17 protein-coding genes are annotated in these 17,513 nt (G+C 67.4%); 7 read left to right on the top strand and 10 right to left on the bottom strand.

Annotated elements, in window-relative coordinates:
• Position 1 precedes the first annotated feature (1 nt).
• Positions 2-925 carry an esterase/lipase family protein gene (locus ON37_RS03840; protein WP_245553003.1) on the bottom strand — a complete coding sequence of 308 codons (924 nt, stop codon included), beginning with the start codon at positions 923-925 and terminating at the stop codon, positions 2-4.
• Positions 926-1,090: 165 nt separating this feature from the next.
• Here ON37_RS03840 and ON37_RS03835 point away from each other — a divergent pair, with 165 nt between their 5' ends.
• Positions 1,091-2,329, top strand: coding sequence for a lycopene cyclase family protein (locus tag ON37_RS03835; RefSeq protein ID WP_040716728.1), 1,239 nt, complete (start codon positions 1,091-1,093; stop codon positions 2,327-2,329).
• Positions 2,330-2,366: 37 nt separating this feature from the next.
• Here ON37_RS03835 and ON37_RS03830 read toward each other — a convergent pair whose 3' ends face one another.
• Positions 2,367-3,161 carry an enoyl-CoA hydratase-related protein gene (locus ON37_RS03830; protein WP_040716727.1) on the bottom strand — a complete coding sequence of 265 codons (795 nt, stop codon included), beginning with the start codon at positions 3,159-3,161 and terminating at the stop codon, positions 2,367-2,369.
• 142 nt (positions 3,162-3,303) lie between these two features.
• Between ON37_RS03830 and ON37_RS03825 the strand changes: the two genes are divergently transcribed.
• Positions 3,304-4,557: a TetR/AcrR family transcriptional regulator gene (locus ON37_RS03825; RefSeq protein WP_051031161.1), complete on the top strand. Its 1,254-nt coding sequence runs from the start codon at positions 3,304-3,306 to the stop codon at positions 4,555-4,557.
• A 21-nt stretch (positions 4,558-4,578) separates the two neighbouring features.
• Here the strand turns inward: ON37_RS03825 and ON37_RS03820 are convergent, their stop codons facing one another.
• Complete coding sequence (locus tag ON37_RS03820; RefSeq protein WP_083892711.1) at positions 4,579-6,042, bottom strand: aldehyde dehydrogenase family protein; 1,464 nt, start codon at positions 6,040-6,042, stop codon at positions 4,579-4,581.
• A gap of 480 nt (positions 6,043-6,522) precedes the next feature.
• Here ON37_RS03820 and ON37_RS03815 point away from each other — a divergent pair, with 480 nt between their 5' ends.
• The 3 genes from ON37_RS03815 to ON37_RS03805 are packed head-to-tail and all read left to right on the top strand — an operon-like array spanning position 6,523 to position 9,403.
• Positions 6,523-7,740, top strand: a complete 1,218-nt coding sequence (locus tag ON37_RS03815) for an ATP-binding cassette domain-containing protein (protein WP_245553001.1) — start codon at positions 6,523-6,525, stop codon at positions 7,738-7,740.
• Positions 7,737-8,543 carry an ABC transporter permease gene (locus tag ON37_RS03810; RefSeq protein WP_040716724.1) on the top strand — a complete coding sequence of 269 codons (807 nt, stop codon included), beginning with the start codon at positions 7,737-7,739 and terminating at the stop codon, positions 8,541-8,543. The genes ON37_RS03815 and ON37_RS03810 overlap by 4 nt, the downstream gene beginning before the upstream one ends.
• A complete protein-coding gene (locus tag ON37_RS03805) occupies positions 8,540-9,403 on the top strand; it encodes an ABC transporter permease (RefSeq protein ID WP_040716758.1) in 864 nt (287 codons plus the stop codon). The genes ON37_RS03810 and ON37_RS03805 overlap by 4 nt, the downstream gene beginning before the upstream one ends.
• A gap of 21 nt (positions 9,404-9,424) precedes the next feature.
• Here ON37_RS03805 and ON37_RS03800 read toward each other — a convergent pair whose 3' ends face one another.
• The gene (locus tag ON37_RS03800; RefSeq protein WP_040716722.1) at positions 9,425-10,456 is read right to left on the bottom strand and encodes a GAF domain-containing protein; all 1,032 of its coding nucleotides are present in this window, start codon (positions 10,454-10,456) and stop codon (positions 9,425-9,427) included.
• A 155-nt stretch (positions 10,457-10,611) separates the two neighbouring features.
• On the opposite strand from ON37_RS03800, the gene ON37_RS03795 reads away from it, so the two are divergent.
• The gene (locus ON37_RS03795; RefSeq protein ID WP_040716720.1) at positions 10,612-12,153 is read left to right on the top strand and encodes an AMP-binding protein; all 1,542 of its coding nucleotides are present in this window, start codon (positions 10,612-10,614) and stop codon (positions 12,151-12,153) included.
• 25 nt (positions 12,154-12,178) lie between these two features.
• On the opposite strand, the gene ON37_RS03790 is transcribed toward ON37_RS03795, so the two are convergent.
• Positions 12,179-12,553, bottom strand: a complete 375-nt coding sequence (locus ON37_RS03790; RefSeq protein ID WP_040716719.1) for a MerR family transcriptional regulator — start codon at positions 12,551-12,553, stop codon at positions 12,179-12,181.
• A gap of 66 nt (positions 12,554-12,619) precedes the next feature.
• Here ON37_RS03790 and ON37_RS03785 point away from each other — a divergent pair, with 66 nt between their 5' ends.
• Positions 12,620-13,480 (top strand): polysaccharide deacetylase family protein, encoded by an 861-nt coding sequence (locus ON37_RS03785; protein ID WP_040716718.1) that lies wholly within the window; start codon positions 12,620-12,622, stop codon positions 13,478-13,480.
• Positions 13,481-13,486: 6 nt separating this feature from the next.
• Here the strand turns inward: ON37_RS03785 and ON37_RS03780 are convergent, their stop codons facing one another.
• From ON37_RS03780 to ON37_RS31480, 5 genes are all read right to left on the bottom strand, one after another.
• Positions 13,487-14,254, bottom strand: a complete 768-nt coding sequence (locus tag ON37_RS03780) for an ESX secretion-associated protein EspG (RefSeq protein ID WP_040716715.1) — start codon at positions 14,252-14,254, stop codon at positions 13,487-13,489.
• Positions 14,251-15,666 (bottom strand): PPE domain-containing protein, encoded by a 1,416-nt coding sequence (locus ON37_RS03775; RefSeq protein ID WP_157171342.1) that lies wholly within the window; start codon positions 15,664-15,666, stop codon positions 14,251-14,253. The genes ON37_RS03780 and ON37_RS03775 overlap by 4 nt, the downstream gene beginning before the upstream one ends.
• A 68-nt stretch (positions 15,667-15,734) precedes the next feature.
• On the bottom strand, positions 15,735-16,103 hold the full coding sequence (locus tag ON37_RS03770; RefSeq protein WP_040716712.1) for a hypothetical protein: 369 nt from the start codon (positions 16,101-16,103) through the stop codon (positions 15,735-15,737).
• 21 nt (positions 16,104-16,124) lie between these two features.
• Positions 16,125-16,730, bottom strand: coding sequence for a DUF3558 domain-containing protein (locus ON37_RS31485; RefSeq protein WP_157171341.1), 606 nt, complete (start codon positions 16,728-16,730; stop codon positions 16,125-16,127).
• A gap of 413 nt (positions 16,731-17,143) precedes the next feature.
• A partial coding sequence (locus tag ON37_RS31480) for a DUF3558 family protein (RefSeq protein ID WP_157171340.1) occupies positions 17,144-17,513 on the bottom strand: 370 nt, incomplete at its 5' end.

Below are 17,513 nucleotides of genomic sequence, written 5' to 3'. Positions count from 1 at the left end.
GTTAGCAGGGCGCGGGCAGCGGCCCTCCGGTCACCCCAGCGGTGATGTCGGCGACGGCACGCGGGTTGGACAGCAGTTCGGCATGGCCGACCTTCAGATCCGGGCAGCCGTCCTGCACCCAGATATTGCGGTTGCCGTCGCGCGGCTCGGACAGCAGCGCGGTCTCCGACGGGGTGATCACCTCGTCCGTCCGGCTCGCGATCGCGGTGTACGGGATCCCGGGGCGGGTTTCACCGTCCGCGTTCAGCGCATGCAGCGTGGCCGTGCCGGGCACCTGTTCGGCGCCGGCCGGGCCGTAGACCTCGGCCGCCGTCTCCGGGCCGGTCAGACCCAGCGCCCCGTAGAAGGGATACATCGTGGGCAGGCCCGAGAAGGTGGAGCCGCGATAGGGCGTCCCCACGGTCACGACGCTCGCGACGGTTTCCGGATGCCGCTGCACCAGCTCGCGGATCGCGTTGCCGCCGGTGGAATGCCCGACCATGATCACCTTCGGCGCACCGGTGACACCGCGCACCATCGCCACGAAGGCCGCGAGCTCAGTGGTCTGCGAGGAAATATCGGCCACCCCGTAGGGCACGTTGCCGAGGAGTGCGGTCGACACCGGGCCCAAACCCGGCCAGGCCGGTTTCGCCACATCGTTCACACCGAGGAGCGGCAACCGGACCCGGCCGATGTCGGCGGCGAATACGCAGTAACCGGCCCGATGCAGCGCGGGCGCGAGGACCGCGAAACTGGATTCCGCATCGGAGGCCGCACCGTGTGCGAGAACGATCGGAAAGGGCTTGTCCCGGGTGGGTCGGCAGCCGAAATCGTTCGCACCGGCCAAGGTCGGCACCTGGACCGGAAAGGCGTCGGCTCGCGGCGCGACGGCGGCGGTCAGGGCACACAGGACGAGGGCGACCACCGCGAACCGCATCCTACTCATGCCGGTCGATAATAGCGGGACGATCCCGCAACACTTCGATCGCGCGGCCACTACATCGATAACGAGGAACAGGCGATTGGGCGGCAATCGCGTATCGATCCGCGATCGGCGTCTCGGGCCGGCAACGCGGCCTCCGCGGCGGCTGCGCCCGACTCGGCTGGGAGAATGGCGGCCATGAGTGCGCACCATGTCCGTCGTGCCGACCTGTGCGTCGTCGGACTCGGCCCGACCGGCCGGGCCGTCGCCCACCGCGCGATGCTGGCAGGCTTCGACGTGGTGGCCGTGGATCCGCGCCCGGAGCGCCTGTGGCCCCCGACCTTCTCCTGCTGGGTGGACGAACTGCCGCTGTGGCTGGGCCCGAGCGCGATCGCCCAGCGCATCGAGGCGCCCACGGTGTGGACGCGGTCCGCGCATCGCATCGAACGCCCGTATTGCGTGCTCTCCAAATCGGGCCTGCGCGAAGCACTTCCGCTCGACGACGCGACCGTGCTGGCCGGGCGCGCCACCGCCGTCGAGGCGCATCGCGTCGAATTGCAGGACGGCAGCACCATCACCGCGACGGCGGTCGTGGATACCCGCGGTCTGGCGGCTCCGGGCCGCCGGCGCACCGCCAGCGCGCACGGCATCTTCGTCGACGCCGAGGTGGCGGCGCCCATGGTCGGCGACGGCGAGGGACTGCTGCTGGACTGGCGGGACGAGAACGGGACGGGCCCCGACGAGCCGCCGTCGTTCCTGTACGCCGTCCCCCTCGGCGACGGCACGGTGATCTTCGAGGAGACCAGTCTCGGCCTGCGCGGCGGCATGCCACAGCATGAACTGCGCCGGCGCACCCTCAACCGCCTTGCCGCCCACGGCATCCGGTTACGCGGCGACGAGCCGGCCGAGGCCGCGCACTATCCGCTCGATCAGCCCCCGCCGCCGGTCCGGGCCGGGCTGCGCGCGGCCGATCCGATTCCGTTCGGTTCCCGCGGCGGCATGATGCATCCCTGCACCGGCTACAGCGTGGCCGATTCGCTCGCCCTGGTCGACACTCTGATCGAGGCCCTGCGCACCGGCGCCGATCCGGTTCGGGAACTGTGGCCCTGGCAGGCCCGGCTGGTGTATTGGATGCGGATGCGCGGACTCTACGGATTGGGGCGGCTCACCACCGCGCAGTCGATCTCGATGTTCGAGGCCTTCTTCACCGCCTCACCGCGCCAGCAGCGGGCACTGCTGTCCGCCCACGACGACTACGCCGCCCTCGGCGCCGTGCTGTTCATGACGGTGTCGCGGACCTGGCCGTTCCGCTGGCGTTACGACCTGGTGGGGTGGACCAACCGCAACCGCTGGGTGAACTACGACTACCCGCCCGCCACGCCGGATTCCCCGATCGACGATTCGCTGTTCCCGGAGCGGGGAGCGTAGGCCCCGGCACCCGCACGAGCACCTCGGCGCGCGAACGTCAGTGCGCGAAAACCGCCTTGCGCTTGCCGAGCATCGCCGCGGCGCCCTCCGCGAAGTCGGGCGAGCGCAGCAGCTCGGCCTGGCCCGCCTTCTCGGCGGCCAGCGCCTCGTCCAGAGAGGCCAGCGCCGCCCGGTTCAGCGTTCGCTTGGTGAGTTCCAGCGCGCGCCGCGGTCCGTGGGCGAGTTTCCCGGCCACCGCCTCGATCTTGGCGTCGAGTTCGTCGGCGGGCAGCACACCGGCCAGCAGGCCGCGGCGGTACGCCTCCGTCACCGGCAGCCGTTCGCCGAGCAGCGCCAACTCCGCCGCCAGCGCCCGGCCCGCGGCCGCCGCCACCAGCGCCGCCGCACCCCCGTCCGGCATCAGACCGATATTGATGAAGGCCTGCAACAGATACGCTTCCTCGCTCGCATAGGTGAAGTCGGCGGAAAGTGCCAGCGCCACACCGATTCCCGCCGCCGCACCCCGCACCCGGGCGATCACCGGCACCGGCGCGTCGATGATCGCGCGGATCATCCGATTCGCACCGTCCATCGTCATCTCCGGAGTGATGCCCCGCTCCTTCTCAGCGGCGGCCGCGGCCAGGTCGGCACCGGTGCAGAAGTCCCCACCCGCACCGGTGAGCACGACCACCCGGATCGACGGATCGGCGCCCACCCCCAGCAGGGTGTCGCCCAGCGCGATCATCGCGTCGTAGCTCAGCGCATTCTTCCGGCCGGGGTTGTCGATGGTCACCCGCAATACGCGATCGTCCCGCACGATGGTGAGGCCAGGGGTGTGGTCGTGATCGCTCATGGTTACTCCCAGGTGGGTCGCCAGCGGCGACGATACGAGAATGATGGTTAACATTGCGAATTGTGGTTAACTTATGTTGACTTGTCCGGCGCTGTCAACCAGTCGGCGCCGTCGACGAGCCGACACGCAGAAGGAGAGGTGTATGGTCGCGGATCGCAGCGAGGCCGGGCTCGCATCCGCGCGACCGGGTACCCCCACGACAACCCGGCGTCGGCCCAAGAATCGCAAGGCACAGATCGTGCGCGTGGCCGCCCGGGCGTTCAGCGAACGCGGCTACCACCCGGTCGGCGTCGACGAGATCGCCGCCGAGGTCGGCATCTCCGGCCCGGCGCTGTACCGGCACTTCGCCAACAAGTACGCCCTGCTGGTGGCCGCCGCCGAGGCGGGCGCTCAGCAACTTCTCGACGCCGCGAAGGCCGCCGACACACCCGGCCTCGACCCGAAGTCTCGGCTCACCGCGCTGATCCGCGCGCTGGCCGAACACACCATCGATGTGCGTCGCGAAGGTGGGTTGTACCGCTGGGAACGCCGCTATCTGGAGCGCGAGGACCGCGCCCGGATCCGGGTGATCTACGACGAACTGCAGGATCTGATCGAGTCCGCGGTCGCGGCACTGCGGCCCGAGGCGCCACCCGCCGACGTGGAACTGCTGGCCACCGGCATGTTGGGCGTTATCGGCAGTATCACCGCACATCGCACCGCCCTGTCGAATGCCCGGCTGACCGAACTGATCCTGGAGATGTGCTGGTCGATCCTGCACACCGAACTGCCGCCACTGCCCGATCCCGCCGTCGCCGGCGCGCCGGTACGTGGGCTGCCGCTGAGTTCCAAACGCGAACAGTTGCTCACCGAGGCGATCCGGATCTTCGGCCGGCAGGGCTATCACGAGGCCAGCATCGAGGAGATCGGTGCGGCGGTCGGCATCAACGCCTCCAGCGTCTATCGCTATTTCGCGAGCAAGTCCGACCTGCTGGCCGCCGCCTTCCACCGCACCGGCGAGCGGGTCGCGATCGCCAATGCCGAGGCGCTGGCCGAGGCGACCAGCCGCTCGGACGCCGCGCTGCGGATCGCGGCCCGGTTCGCCCGGCTCACCTTCGCGACCCCGGAGATCCTGCCGGTCTATTTCGCCGAATTCTCGAATCTGCCACCGGCCGAACAGCAGAAACTGCGATCGGTGCAGCGGCAGAACGTGCTGGAGTGGGCCCATCTGCTCGACGACGATCCGGCCGAGGCCCGGTGCCGGGTGCATGCGGCCATCGCCCAGGTCGTGGACGTCGGGCGGCGGGTGCGGTTCGAGAATCGTCCCGAACATGTGGCGCGGGTTCGCGCCCTGATGGAAGCCGTACTCCTGGGCTGGAATTCACTCCCGGAACCGTCCGGCCCGCCCGAGCCGTAACGGCCGGGCCCGGCCGGATCGCTACAGCCGGCCGTGCCGCATGCGGAAGATCGCCCGGGTCAAGCGCAGATGGCCCGGATGACGGTCGAAACTCGACAGATCGACCGGCGCCCGATACCGCTTCTCCGCGATGGCGAGCGTGCGACTGAATTCCCGCAAACCGGCCGCGCCGTGGGTGTGGCCCTGCCCGTATTCGCCCACACCGCCGAACGGCAGCGCCGGATTGGCGGCATAGGCCATCGTCGAATTCACGGTCACCACACCGGTTCTGATCCGCTCGGCGAACTCGCCGACTCCGCGGACGTCGCGCGTGAACACCGATACCGCCAGTCCCTGATCGGCGGCGTTGATGCGCTCGATCGCCTCGTTCACATTCGCCACCCGGTTCACGATCAGCACCGGCCCGACCGCCTCGGCGGTGATCGCCAGGCTGTCCTCGGGCACATCGGTCAGCACGATGGGCTCGATGTACGGCTCACGGATCGATTCCAGACCACCCACCACGGCCCGGCCACCGCGAGCGATCGCATCCTTGACCTGCCGACGCACCACGTCGACCTGCGATTCCACGATCATCGGACCGTAGGAGGCCTTGCGATCGCCACCCGGCCGCAGGGAACGCGCCTGTGCGACAACCCGTTCCAGGAACGGCTCGTACACCGACTCGGCGACGTAGGCGCGCTGGATGCCGGCGGGACTCTGCCCGGCGTTCGACATCGCGCCGAAAACCGCTGCCTCCGCGGCGGTATCGAGCTTGGCGTCGACGTGCACGATCAGCGTGCCCTTGCCGGCCTTCTCGACCACCACCGGCGTCAGCGTGGGCGCGCACAGTTCGATCACCTCACGAGCGCCGGCCTCCGAACCGGCGTAGGCGACCTTGTCCACCCGCGCCCGGCACAATTCCGCGCTGGTGGCGCCGGTTCCGGTGATCGTCTGCAGCACAGGCTTGTTCGGCGCCAGCGCGGCCCAGCTGTCGGCCAGCCACACCCCGACGCCCGGGGTGAGCTCGCTGGGTTTGAACACCACCGCATTGCCGGCGGCCATCGCATAGGCGATCGAACCCATCGGGGTGAACACCGGATTGTGCGGCGAACCGAGTACGCCTACCACGCCCAGCGGCAGATAACCGACCGATGCCCGCTGGTTGCGAGTCAGCCAGGTGGAGGCGAGTCTGCCTCGGCCCAAGACCTTTTCGGCATTGCGCGCGGCCCAGTTCAGATGTTCGACCGCGAGCATGATCTCGATGGCGGCATCGACCTTGGGCTTACCGGTTTCGGTGCAGACCAGCTCGGCCAGCTCGCCCGCATTGCGCGCGATACTGCGTTTCCAATCCAGCAGCCATCGCTTCCGGCCGGCGAATCCGATTGCCGCCCACCAGGTCTCGGCCGACCGAGCGGTACGCACGACATCGGTGACGGCAGCGGCGTCCAGGACCGGATATTCCGCGATGAGCTCCCCGGTGCGGGGATCGTGGGACTTCAGCATCTCGGCCATTGGCCACCCTCTCGCCGGCGGAGACCTCGGCATTCGTTCGATGTGTGCGCCGGCTGCGGGCGGGCGACGATGCCGCGGACGGGTGCGGACGATCGGACCCGCCTCCCTGCTCGTCAGACTATGGTGCGGCCGGGCGGCCGACAACAACCGCGAACATCCCACGAACCGCGCGGTCTGCGCCCCGACCAGCAGTGATGACGGGCGACACCGCGGTCGACAGCCGAGTGTGAGCAAAACCACATTCCCGCCGGTGGGCACGCGCGCACGCGACCGGCTTTACGACAAAAAGACAACGCCATGTTTCAGATCGCGGTAGAAAGACTCGTGGCGCCGAGCGGCACCGCCCGGCGCCCGGGCCTGCGCGGCAGCTCGAGGAAGTAACATCGCGCGCGGTGGAAGGTATCCATCAACCGGGGCGAAAATCAGCGTTCCGGACAATCCGGTCGCGGCCCGGCCGATAGTGGAGAGTTGATGCCGAGTTTGGACAACGCAGGATCGCGCACACCGCGTGAGGATTCCGGCTCCACCCACGCGGCAGCCTCCCAGTCGCCCGACGCGGCAGCGGCCGAGTTGCCCGACGCGGCAGCGTCCGAGTTGCCCGACGCGGCAGCGCCCCAGTCGCCCGACGCGGCGGGGTCCGACTCGCCCGAGACAGCGGCGTCCGGGCCGACCGGCACGGCCGCGTCACGAACCGGAGCGACCACGTCGGCGGCATCCGCCGGCGGTGGCGCCGACCCCGCGGTCGTGGTCGACGATGTCCGCAAATCCTTCGGCGAGGTCCACGCGCTGCGGGGCATCAGCTTCACCGCCGCGCGCGCGTCCGTGCTCGGCATTCTCGGTCCCAACGGGGCCGGTAAGACGACCACCGTGAAGATCCTGTCGACCCTGCTGCGTCCCGACTCCGGCACCGCTTCGGTCGCCGGGCACGACGTGATCGGAGATGCCGCCGGCGTGCGGCGCTCGATCATGATGACGGGCCAGTACGCCGCCCTGGACGAGAACCTCTCCGGCCGCGAGAACCTCGAACTGTTCGGGCGACTGATGGGCCTGCCCAAGAAGGACGCCCGCCGTCGCGCCGACGCCCTGCTCGAGGAATTCGATCTGGTCGGCGCCGGCAAACGCGCGGTCCGCCACTATTCCGGCGGTATGCGCCGCCGGGTCGACATCGCCTGTGGGCTGGTGGTGCGGCCGGAGGTGGTCTTCCTCGACGAGCCGACCACCGGGCTCGATCCACGCAGCCGCCAGGGAGTGTGGGATCTGGTGAACGCGCTGAAGAATCAGGGCATCACCGTTCTGCTGACCACGCAGTATCTGGAAGAGGCCGACATCCTCAGCGACAACATCATCGTCATCGACAAGGGCACGGTGATCGCCGAAGGAACCGCGGACGAACTCAAGGAGAAGACCGGCGGCAGCTACTGCGAGGTGGTCCCGCTGGACCCGACGCAGTTGCGACAGGCGGTGGCCGCGCTCGGCGAACTGGTCCCCGAGGCCCTGCGCCGGGACTTCGACAGCGCCACCGCGCTCGACCGGATCTCGATCCCGGCCCCGGACGGGGCGAGCACCCTTGCCGAGGCGGTCCGCCGCCTCGACGCCGCCGGGCTGGAACTGGCCGACATCGCACTGCGCCGGCCCTCGCTCGACGACGTATTCCTGTCCATCACCGGACATTCGGGCGGGCATCAGTGAGCGCGCCGACGGCCGAGGCTCCCCTGTTCGCCCAGCTCCCCGAGGCGCGAATTTCCGGATTCGCGCAGTGGCGGGCGCTGACCGGGCGGCTGGTGCGCACGATGGCGACCAAGGGTGAGCTGGTCGTCGCGGTCATCACGCCGCTGGTGTTCACCCTGGGCTTCTATCTGCCGCTGCGCTACGTCATGCAGTTCAAGGGCATCGATTACGCCCAGTTCGTGATGCCGATCATCGTGCTGCAGACGATGTCGTTCACGATGATGTCGAATGCGCAGATCGCGGCCTTCGAGGCCATGACCGGGCTGCACAGCCGGCTGCAGACCATGCCGATCGGGCCGATGGTGCCGTTGACCTCACGCATCTGCGCGGGCCTGGTCCGCTCGGTGACCTCACTGATCGCGGCGCTGCTGTTCGGGTACGTGATCGGCTTCCGGTTCACCGCCGGCCTCGGCCAGGCCGTGCTGTTCTGCGCCTTCTCGCTGGCCGTCGGGACCGTGCTGGCCATCGGCGCCGATGGCCTCGGCAGTCTCACCAAGAGCCCGGAATCGCTCAGTCAGGCACTGACCCTGCCGACCCTGATCCTGGGCATGTTGTCCTGCGGATTCGTCCCGGAATCCGGCTTTCCGGAATGGATTCGGCCGTTCGCGCGCAATCAGCCGGTCTCGCAGTTCTCGTTCGCCCTGCGGGATATGGCGGCGGACGGCGTGAGCTGGAGCGTGTTGTGGGTGCCGTTGGTGTGGTTGATCGGGCTGGCGGTGGCATTCGTCCCGCTGGCGGTGTGGGCGAGTGTGAGGCGATCGTGAGTACGGCCATCGAGACGACGACCGCCCCCGCCGAGACCGTCGACTGGACTACCCCGCTGCCCGTCGTCACGACGAGTTCGGAACGCGCGGTGTCGACCTGGGCGCGGCACAGCCTGATCCAGTGCAAGCGACTGCTGATGGGCTGGGCGCGCGATCCGGCGACCACCGTGCAGACGCTGATCTACCCCGCGCTGACGCTGCTGATGTTCCGCATCGTGCTCGGTGATTCGATCACCCAGTTCACCGGCATGCCCAGCGTGTACGGCACGGTCCCGATGATCACCCTCGTCGCCGCCATGTCGGGCGCGGTGGTGAGCGCGCTCGGCTTCAAAACCGAGAAGCAGACGGGCCTGCTCGGCCGGTTCTGGACCATGCCGATCCATCGCGCCGCGGGATTGACCGGCCGGCTGCTGGCCGAGGCGATTCGGGTGCTGATCACCACCCTGTTCGTGATCGCGGTCGGGGTGTGCATCGGCTTCCGGTTCTGGAACGGGCCGTTGGCCTCGCTGGCCATGATCGGCATCCCGGTGCTGTTCGGCGTCGCCTTCGCGGTGATGGTGACCGCGCTGGCGACGGTCTCGGAAGGCGTGATGCTGGTCAACATCATCAGCATCGTGAATACCCTGTTGATGTTCTTCAACTCCGGGTTCGTGCCCGTGTTCGCCTACCCCACCTGGCTGCAGAACGTCGTCGAGAACCAGCCGATGAGTACCGCGATCGACGCCATGCGCGGGCTGTGCTGGGACGGCCCGGTCGCCGAGCCGCTCTGGAAGACCCTGGCCTGGGTGGTCGGCATGATCGTGGTCTTCAGCTATCCGGCCGTGCGGGGTTACCGACGCGCCGCCGAAACGGGAGCCTGATCCGAGGCGGCCGCGCCGGCCTCAGTCGCTGTCGGACAGGATGCCCGGCACACCGTCGGAAATCGGCCGAATGAGCGTGGTCAGGAAGCGCGGCGAGGCATGCGGCAGCCGGATGCAGTAGAGCTCAACGGTCTGCCAGCCGCCGGTGACCGTGAGCAGCCGGACGATGCCCCGCGCCCGGGAAACCCGCCCGGCCGCCAGATCGCCGAGCGCGCCGAGGTAGATCCCGGTGTCGTCGGGGTGGATCAGATGTGTGGTCTCGAGGTTGAACGCATCGCTGTCGGCGGGATCGAGATCCCGCGAGGCCGGATGGTGACGCCATGCGATATCGGCGATCGGTGGCGTCAGCCATTCCACGATCTGCAGCCGCTGAATGTCGATCAACGCGGTGGTACCGCCGAGCAGCGCCGCGGCGGCGTCGTTGTGGTAGGTCGGCAGCACGATGCCCGGTTCCCGATCCGACCCGATCCGCAACAGCAGCCCGCGCACCGACTCCTCGCGGTGGTATCGGAAGAAGCCGTACACCTTCGTCGTATGTGTTCCGGCCGCGGTCAGCACCTCCATCGGCCCTGCCCACGCGGTGCCGGGTTTCGGATCCAGCGCGGCGGTCATGAGGCGGTCGCGTTCCTCGCATTCGATGATCCGGCTCAGGAACCACGCACCGTGCAGCATGGGATACCCGGCCGGTAGGACGGGTCCGCCGACGCCGGTGCTCATCAGCGTCCACTGTCTTCCGTCCCAGACGAAGGCGTCCACCTCCGGCGCCGGCTCCCGCGGTGCGTCCGACGGTCCAACCCAGACCTGAACGGCCAGCGGTCGCGCATCCGGACCGGCGATCGGAATCGCCAGAACGGTGTGCGCCGCGCCGCGCACCGGCACCTCGCGGGTGCACGTTGTGGCGGTGGTGATCGCCTGCTCGATCGCCGAATGAGTGAGCGCGGCAAGCGAACTCGGGCGAACCGCGCGGTGCAGATGACGCTCGCTCACGGCGTTGTCGGCACGAACATGACGAATGACCTTCGCCGTATCCGCCGCATCCACCAAGTACCACATCGGCCCTCCCCTGAGATCGTCGTCGCAGAGTGTAATGACGCAGCCGGACACACCCTCCCGCAGTCGGACCGGCGACGGTGGCGTGGTGTCCCCGGCGGACAGCGAGGATGCCGGGGTAGCTGCGCGGCGCTCGACGCGAACGGCAGACTGAGGCCATGACCGAATCTCACCCGACGCCGACGATCAGCTGCGGTGCGCGCACCCGTCCTCAGCCGGAGTCGCATCGGCGGGCGGGCAGCCTGGCAGCGGCACTCGTTGCCGACGGACTCGGCCGCGGCGACCGGGTCGCCGTCATGGCCCGCAACGACATCGAATTTCTCGAGGTATCCCTCGCCATCGCCTCCTGCGGAGCGAATCCGGTGCCGATCAACACTCGCTGGCAGGCCGGGGAGGTGGCCCACGTCCTCGCCGACAGCCGGGCCGAGGTGGTGTTCGCCCACACCGAATTCGTGCCGGTGGTGGAAGCCGCTGTGGCACAGACGGATAGGCGACCGACGATCGTCGAGATCGAGATGCCGGCCGAGCTGATCGCCGAGGCGGGCCTGTCCCCCGAGTGGGCGCACCCGACCGGTCGGCATCGCACGGTGGAGCAGGGCATTCGCGACCATCCCGAGCCACTGGGCCACCTGGACGGGGCGATCGCCGATTCGATGGGATTGATCTACACCTCCGGTACGACCGGTGCGCCCAAAGGCGTTCTCCGCGAACGCATGACGCCGATGCAGCTGCTGTCCATCGCGGGCGGGACGGCGCGGCGAATGGGGCTGACACCGGGCGGGCAAATGCTGGTGGCCGGTCCGCTGTACCACACCAGCCCGAATGCGGTGGCGGTGCTGGCGCTGCGGATGGGTACGAATATCACGATCATGCCGCGCTGGGATGCCGAACGTTTCCTGCAACACGTGGACAACCGAAAGATCCAGCAGGCCAAGGTGGTTCCCACCATGTTGTCGCGGCTGCTGTCGCTACCCCGGGCGGTCCGTGACCGCTACGACGTCTCCAGCCTCACCCATCTCATCCATTCCTCCGCGCCGTGCCCGCCGGCGATCAAACGACTCGCCATCGAATGGTTCGGCGATGCCCTGTGGGAGTTCTACGGCAACTCCGAATGCGGCACGATCACCTGGATCAGTGCCGCGGAATGGCTCGACCGGCCCGGTAGTGTGGGCCGGCCCGCGGACGGATCAGCGGTCGTGATCGCGGACGAGACGGGTAGCCCGCTCGCCCCCGGATCCACCGGCCGCGTCTACGTTCGCGGCGCCGACTACTGGCCGGCCTTCCGCTACCTCAACCGCTCCACGGACCCGAGCCCGGTGCCGGGCATGGTCTGGGTCGGTGACCTCGGACATCTGGACGAGGACGGTTATCTCTACCTCACCGGCCGCAGCGGCGATGTGATCATCCGGGGCGGAGTGAACATCTATCCCGCCGAGATCGAGAATGCGCTGCTCGCTGTGCCGAGTATCGAGGATGCGGCCGTCTTCGGCGTCCCCGGCGCCGGCGATCTCGGCGAAGCCGTTGCCGCGGCGGTCCTTCCGCGCCCCGGCCACCGGCTCACCGCAGCCGACGTGCACCGGCACCTGGCCGGCACGATCGCCGACTACAAGATCCCCCAGCAGATTTCGATCGTCGACGAACTGCCGCGCGACGATTCCGGGAAGGTGTACAAACGGCACCTGCCGGGCTCACACCGGTGACCACGCCGGGTACGAGGCGCGCAGGCTACGAGGCGATACGGGCGCAACCTCGCAGCTCGGAGATATAGGCCGACATGGCGTCCCGATTGCGGGTGAGCAGTTCGATGCGTTGGCTGAGGCGATCGCGCTGATGTTCCAGCGCGGCGATGATCTCCGGGGTCGCATCGGCGAAGTGGATGTCGCGCGGATCGTCCAGACAGGGCAGGATCTGTTTGATGATCCGGGTGGGCAGGCCCGCTTCCAGCAGACCGCGAATGTGCACGACCTGATCGACCAGCCGCTCGTCGTAGTCACGATAGCCGTTGGCGCACCGCCGTACTCGGATCAGGCCCTGTTCTTCGTAGTAGCGCAACAACCGCGGCGTGGTGTCGGTTCGCTTCGCCAACTCGCCGATCCGCATATGTCGTACCTCACATGGACTGCCGGTTGACCTTCACATCTATGTCAACGTTCGACGATACCCGGCATGAGCAAGGACATCACCCTCTACGACTATTCCCCCATCACCGAGCGGGAGCCGATCCGCTGGCCGGACGGTAAGCGGGTCGCGTTCTACGTCGGGCTCAACATCGAACATTTCTACGTCGATCTGCCGGGCACCGCGACCTACGAGGGCACCACCGCCTTGACGCCGGACGCCTTGAACTACGGCTGGCGCGACTACGGCCCACGGGTCGGTATCTGGCGGCAGATCCAGCTGTTGGACAAATACGGGATCCGCGCCAGCGCCCTGTTGAATTCCGATGTGGGCGAGCGTTACCCGCAGATCATCGCGGCGGGCAACGAACGTGGCTGGGACTGGCTCGCGCACGGCAGCTCCAACAGTCACCTGCACACCGGGCTCTCGGTCGAAGAGGAGCGCCGGGTGTTGACCGATATCGTCACCACCATCGAGAAGACCACCGGCCGGCGCCCGCGCGGCTGGATGGGGCCGGGCCTCACCGAAACGTTCCACACGGCGGAGCTGCTGGCCGAACTGGGGCTGGAATACGTCCTCGACTGGACCAACGACGATCAGCCGTATCGGTTGAATGTGCCGGGGATGCTCAGCGTTCCATATTCGGTGGAGCTCAACGACATCGGCATCTTCGTCACCAAGGGCCTGACCGGACCCGATTTCGTCCGCATGGTCCGCGACCAGGTCGACCAGCTCTACACCGATTCCGCCGACAGCGGACGCGTCATGGCCCTGGCGCTGCACCCCTTCGTCACCGGACAGGCGTTCCGGCATCGCTACCTGGACGAGGCCCTCGATTACGTCGTGAACCACCCGGGCGTATGGGTCACCACCAGCGACGAGATCGCCACGCACTTCCAGCGGACGTAGGCGGCGTCAGTTCCGCGCGGCGTGCGGGCCCAGGTCACGAACTCTTCGGGCCAAGGCCCGCGCGTGGCCGACGAACCCGTCGGCCGTCATCGGCTGCACCGTGTAGCCGGCCGCATCCTCCCGGATGTAGTACCGCCCGTCGCGCGGAAAGTCCATCCACAAGAATCCCTGCACCCCGTCGGTGCGGTTGTCCAGGAACCGCCCCGGGTAACACAGCACCTCGCCCCAGCCGGAGCGCGGGCGGGCGAAGAACGCGTCGAGTCGCTCCCGCAGAGTGGGCGGACGGTTCCAGCCGCCGGACCATTCGGGCTCGAGGTCCAGCTCGGATTTGAGTGCGGCGAGTTCGTGGCGCCCGGGCGGCTGTTCCGGCAGCATCCGAGCCAGCAGCCCCAGCGCCTGCACGTGCGTGCACAGGCTCAGCGAAACATCGCCGCTCACACCGGGTTCCGGGTCGGAATCCTGCACCGCGACCGCCGCCATGTCCGGACCGAAACCCGCATACGCACGCACCTGGACCTCGGGATTCTCGGGGTCCGGTCCGAGGCGGCCGTGCACGTGCAACCGCACCTGCGGCTCCACCAGGGTGCGCAGCAGCCGGGCGAGATCGTCGTCCACGCGGGGGCGCAAGCTGTCGATCGCCTCACGACGAAGTCGAGCGAGTTCGGCGTCGTCACCGGCACGCACCGCGTTCCAGGTCGGATACGGGAGCCGGTCCCGCTCCATGGCGAACACCGCCGCCTCGTACTGCGCACTCGTCAACCGCCAGTGGATCACCGATATTCTCCCGGCGCTCGCCCACGATCCGGCTTCGTCGAGCCCGATGCGTCGCGGGATGCGGACTGCTGCTCCGGATTTTCCCCGATCGCGCCGTAGGCGGGCAGCACCTTCTGCCCGTCCTCGATCCACTCCTCGAGGTGCCGACCGCGCAAGTACTCCGCCGACTGACGCTCCTTGTCCTCCTCGGACTTACCACCACGGCCACCCGCACCCGGCGCCATTCCACCAGGCATACCCGCAGCTCCGGCCTGGGCCGGATTGCGAAATCCCAAGGGCGCCACAGGTTCCGCGATCGGCCGGCCCGGAATGCTGACACCCGGTCCACCCGGCCGCGATCCACCGGGACCCGAGGAGCCACCACCGAATCCGTGGCCCGAAGAACCGCCACCGAAGCCCGGTGTGCCCGAACCGCCGCCCGACCCACTGCCGGGTTCGAAACCCGCCGCAGTCGTGGCGGCGGGATTCGACGCACCCGATCCCGACGTGCTCGGCTGCGTCGTCCCACTTCCCACACCGGAAGCACTCGGCTGGGTGCCCGCGGACCCCGGCGTGGCAGGGTCCTGAGTGCCGTTGCCATCCTTACCGTTCGCCGGATCGCCTCCGGGCGTATCACCGCCCGGAGTCGGCTGATCGGACCCACCCGGATGCAAGCCGCCCGGCCCCGGCTGACTCGGCCCCGGACCGACACCCGGCGGACCGGCCGGGTTCGCGACCGGCTGCACCGAGGGAAGTACCGGAACCCCTTGATCGCCACCCCGAATGCCGGGCGCGTACACGTTCTGCAGTACCTGCAGGGCCGCCTGCCGCACCTCCTCCTTATGCCCGTCGGCGCCCTGTTGCGCGCCGAGGACCGGGATCGGAATACCCGGCGCCGGCGTCGAGACCTGGTTGGGAACCGAAGGCATACCCGGAATCTGGATCTGCGCGACCGGGACCACCGATTGCAACACCGGAACCAGCATCCGGGACGTCTCGTCACTACCGCGCTGCGCGAACGCGACCTTCATCCCCACCAGGCTGGCCGATTTACTCACTTTGTCGGACGTATCCAGGAACTGCACCAGCGCCTCGGAGGCTCTCGACGCGGCCGCACCTTGCCAACCGCCGGCGAGGGTCTTGACGAGTTGGGCGCCCAACGTGCTGGTGGCATCGCCCAGGTTGCGCCCGATATTGCTCCACGCCTCCGCAACCGCGTGTACGACATCGGGTTTGATCTGATAGGTCAGATCACGGATCTGCTCCAGATCGAGATGCGCGAAACCCTCCGCACCGTTGATACTCACCGGCTCGACATCGGCACCCACATGCTCGGCCAGAGCGTTGATCTTCTGCTGCAAACTGAGCTGATCCGCATCCCACGCCTTGGTATTGTCCGCCGACACCATGTTCGCGTAAGTGCTGTTGGACAACGCATCCAACTGTGACCGCAGATAGTCGCCGCTACTCTGATCCAAATAGCTGGAAGGCGTTCGAGGCGTCACGGCTGGATCCCTCCGAGCACATCAGCGAACTGCCCGTCGGTCTGGGCGTAAGCGACTGCGGCCTTGCGAAGCACATCCTGGATAGCCTTCGCTTCGTCGGCCAGTTCCTTGAGTCGCTCGCGAATTGACCCGTCGCCGCTCCCTTTTCGAGTGAACTTAGCTGCTAGATCCTGCCCCATCTGAAACCCGCCGAATCCTGAAACCCTGGCAACGGTCTGCACATCGCGACGGCAGCTGTCAATGTGGTCGATGTAATCCTGTAGGAGCTTCACCGCCGCATCCAAAGCGTCGCGGTGAACCTTCAGCGTCAAGTTCCCCTGCGCTACCTCATCCGAGAGCTGTCGCCACGTATCCAGTTCCGACATTTCCGCTGTCTCTCTGTGGAATTACTTCGACGGGGGTATGTCTTTGAGAAGCGCACCTGCGATACGAGTCACTTCAGCGCACGAATCGCCCGTTACGTCGGCGCTGAGCTTGGGGTCGAGGTCCAGTTCAACGGGACCGCTGGTCGCGTCGAACACAAGGGTGCACCCGCCCGGGATGTTCACTGGGTCCAACATCACGGCACCGCGGTCGCCTATGGTGACAGGACGCGGGTTCCGCAGATTCGCGGTGTTGTGCACAACCTCGTCGAAGGTGTGTGCGTTCGTCGAGTAGACCTCGACGCCATACCAACTGTCGCTGTCCCAACTGCAGATATCCCAGCCTGGAAATTTGACGCCGGCCGACCCGACATGTTTCGTCGCGGGGTTCAATCCTGCTGCAGAGATATCCGACTCAGAGATCGCGCAAGGGTCCCATGCGGTATTCGACGTTGATGTCGACGAGACCGGAGCAGCACTCGTTGCTGTTGTCGTGGATTTCCCCTCGTTCGCTGAACCCGGACTGTCCGAGCAACCTGTCGCCGTGACGAGAAGCCCTATGGTGAGGACAGAGCCGGCGATACCAACAATTCCCCGCAGGCCGCCGCCTCGCCCGAACCGCACCTGCATGATTCGACCCCTCCTGTTCACCGCGCCGCTGGGACGCCATCGACTCCCCCGCACGGGGACTTTATCGCAGACGGATGCTGCCAGCCAGCCCACAGATGCCCCAGGCATCAGCACAACTCAGCCCATAGCTGGAAGGCGTTCGGTACGTCACTGCTGGATACCGCCGAGCACATCGGCGAACTGCCCGTCGGTCTGGGCGTAAGCGACTGCGGCTTTGCGAAGCACATCCTGGATAGCCTTCGCTTCCTGGGCGAGTTCTTTCAGTCGCGCATTTATGGATCCCCTCGCCGTAATCCTGGAGCAACTTAATCGCTGAATCCAACGCGTCACGGTGGACCTTCAGCGTCAGATTTCCTTGCTCGATCTCACCGGAAAGCTGACGCCAGGCATCGAGTTCCGACATGGTGTGCCACCTATCTTCCCGTGGGAAGATCTTTTACCAAGACTCCTGCGATCCTCGTCACTTCCGCACACGAGTCACCGGCAGCTTCGGCGCTCGCCTTGGCATTCACATCGATCTGAACCGGATCGCTGGGAATGTCGAACGCAATGGTGCAGCCATCCGGGTCGTCAACTTTGTGCAGCAGCACGGCGTCTCGACCGCCGACGGACAAGCGCTGCGGATCCCGGAACAACGCAGAGTTGTTTACGACCTCATCGAAGGTGTGCGAGCTGGTGGAGTAAACACTGACGGTGTACCAACTGTCGCTCAACCAGCTGCATATATCCCATCCAGGAAATTTCTGCGCATACTTGCTGGTATCTGCATGCTTCTTAGATCTT

The sequence above is a fragment of the Nocardia veterana NBRC 100344 genome, assembly GCF_000308855.1.
Classification (GTDB): Bacteria; Actinomycetota; Actinomycetes; order Mycobacteriales; family Mycobacteriaceae; genus Nocardia; species Nocardia veterana.
The sequence above is the reverse complement of the archived record's forward strand: the minus strand, read 5'-3'. Positions and strand labels throughout refer to the sequence as shown.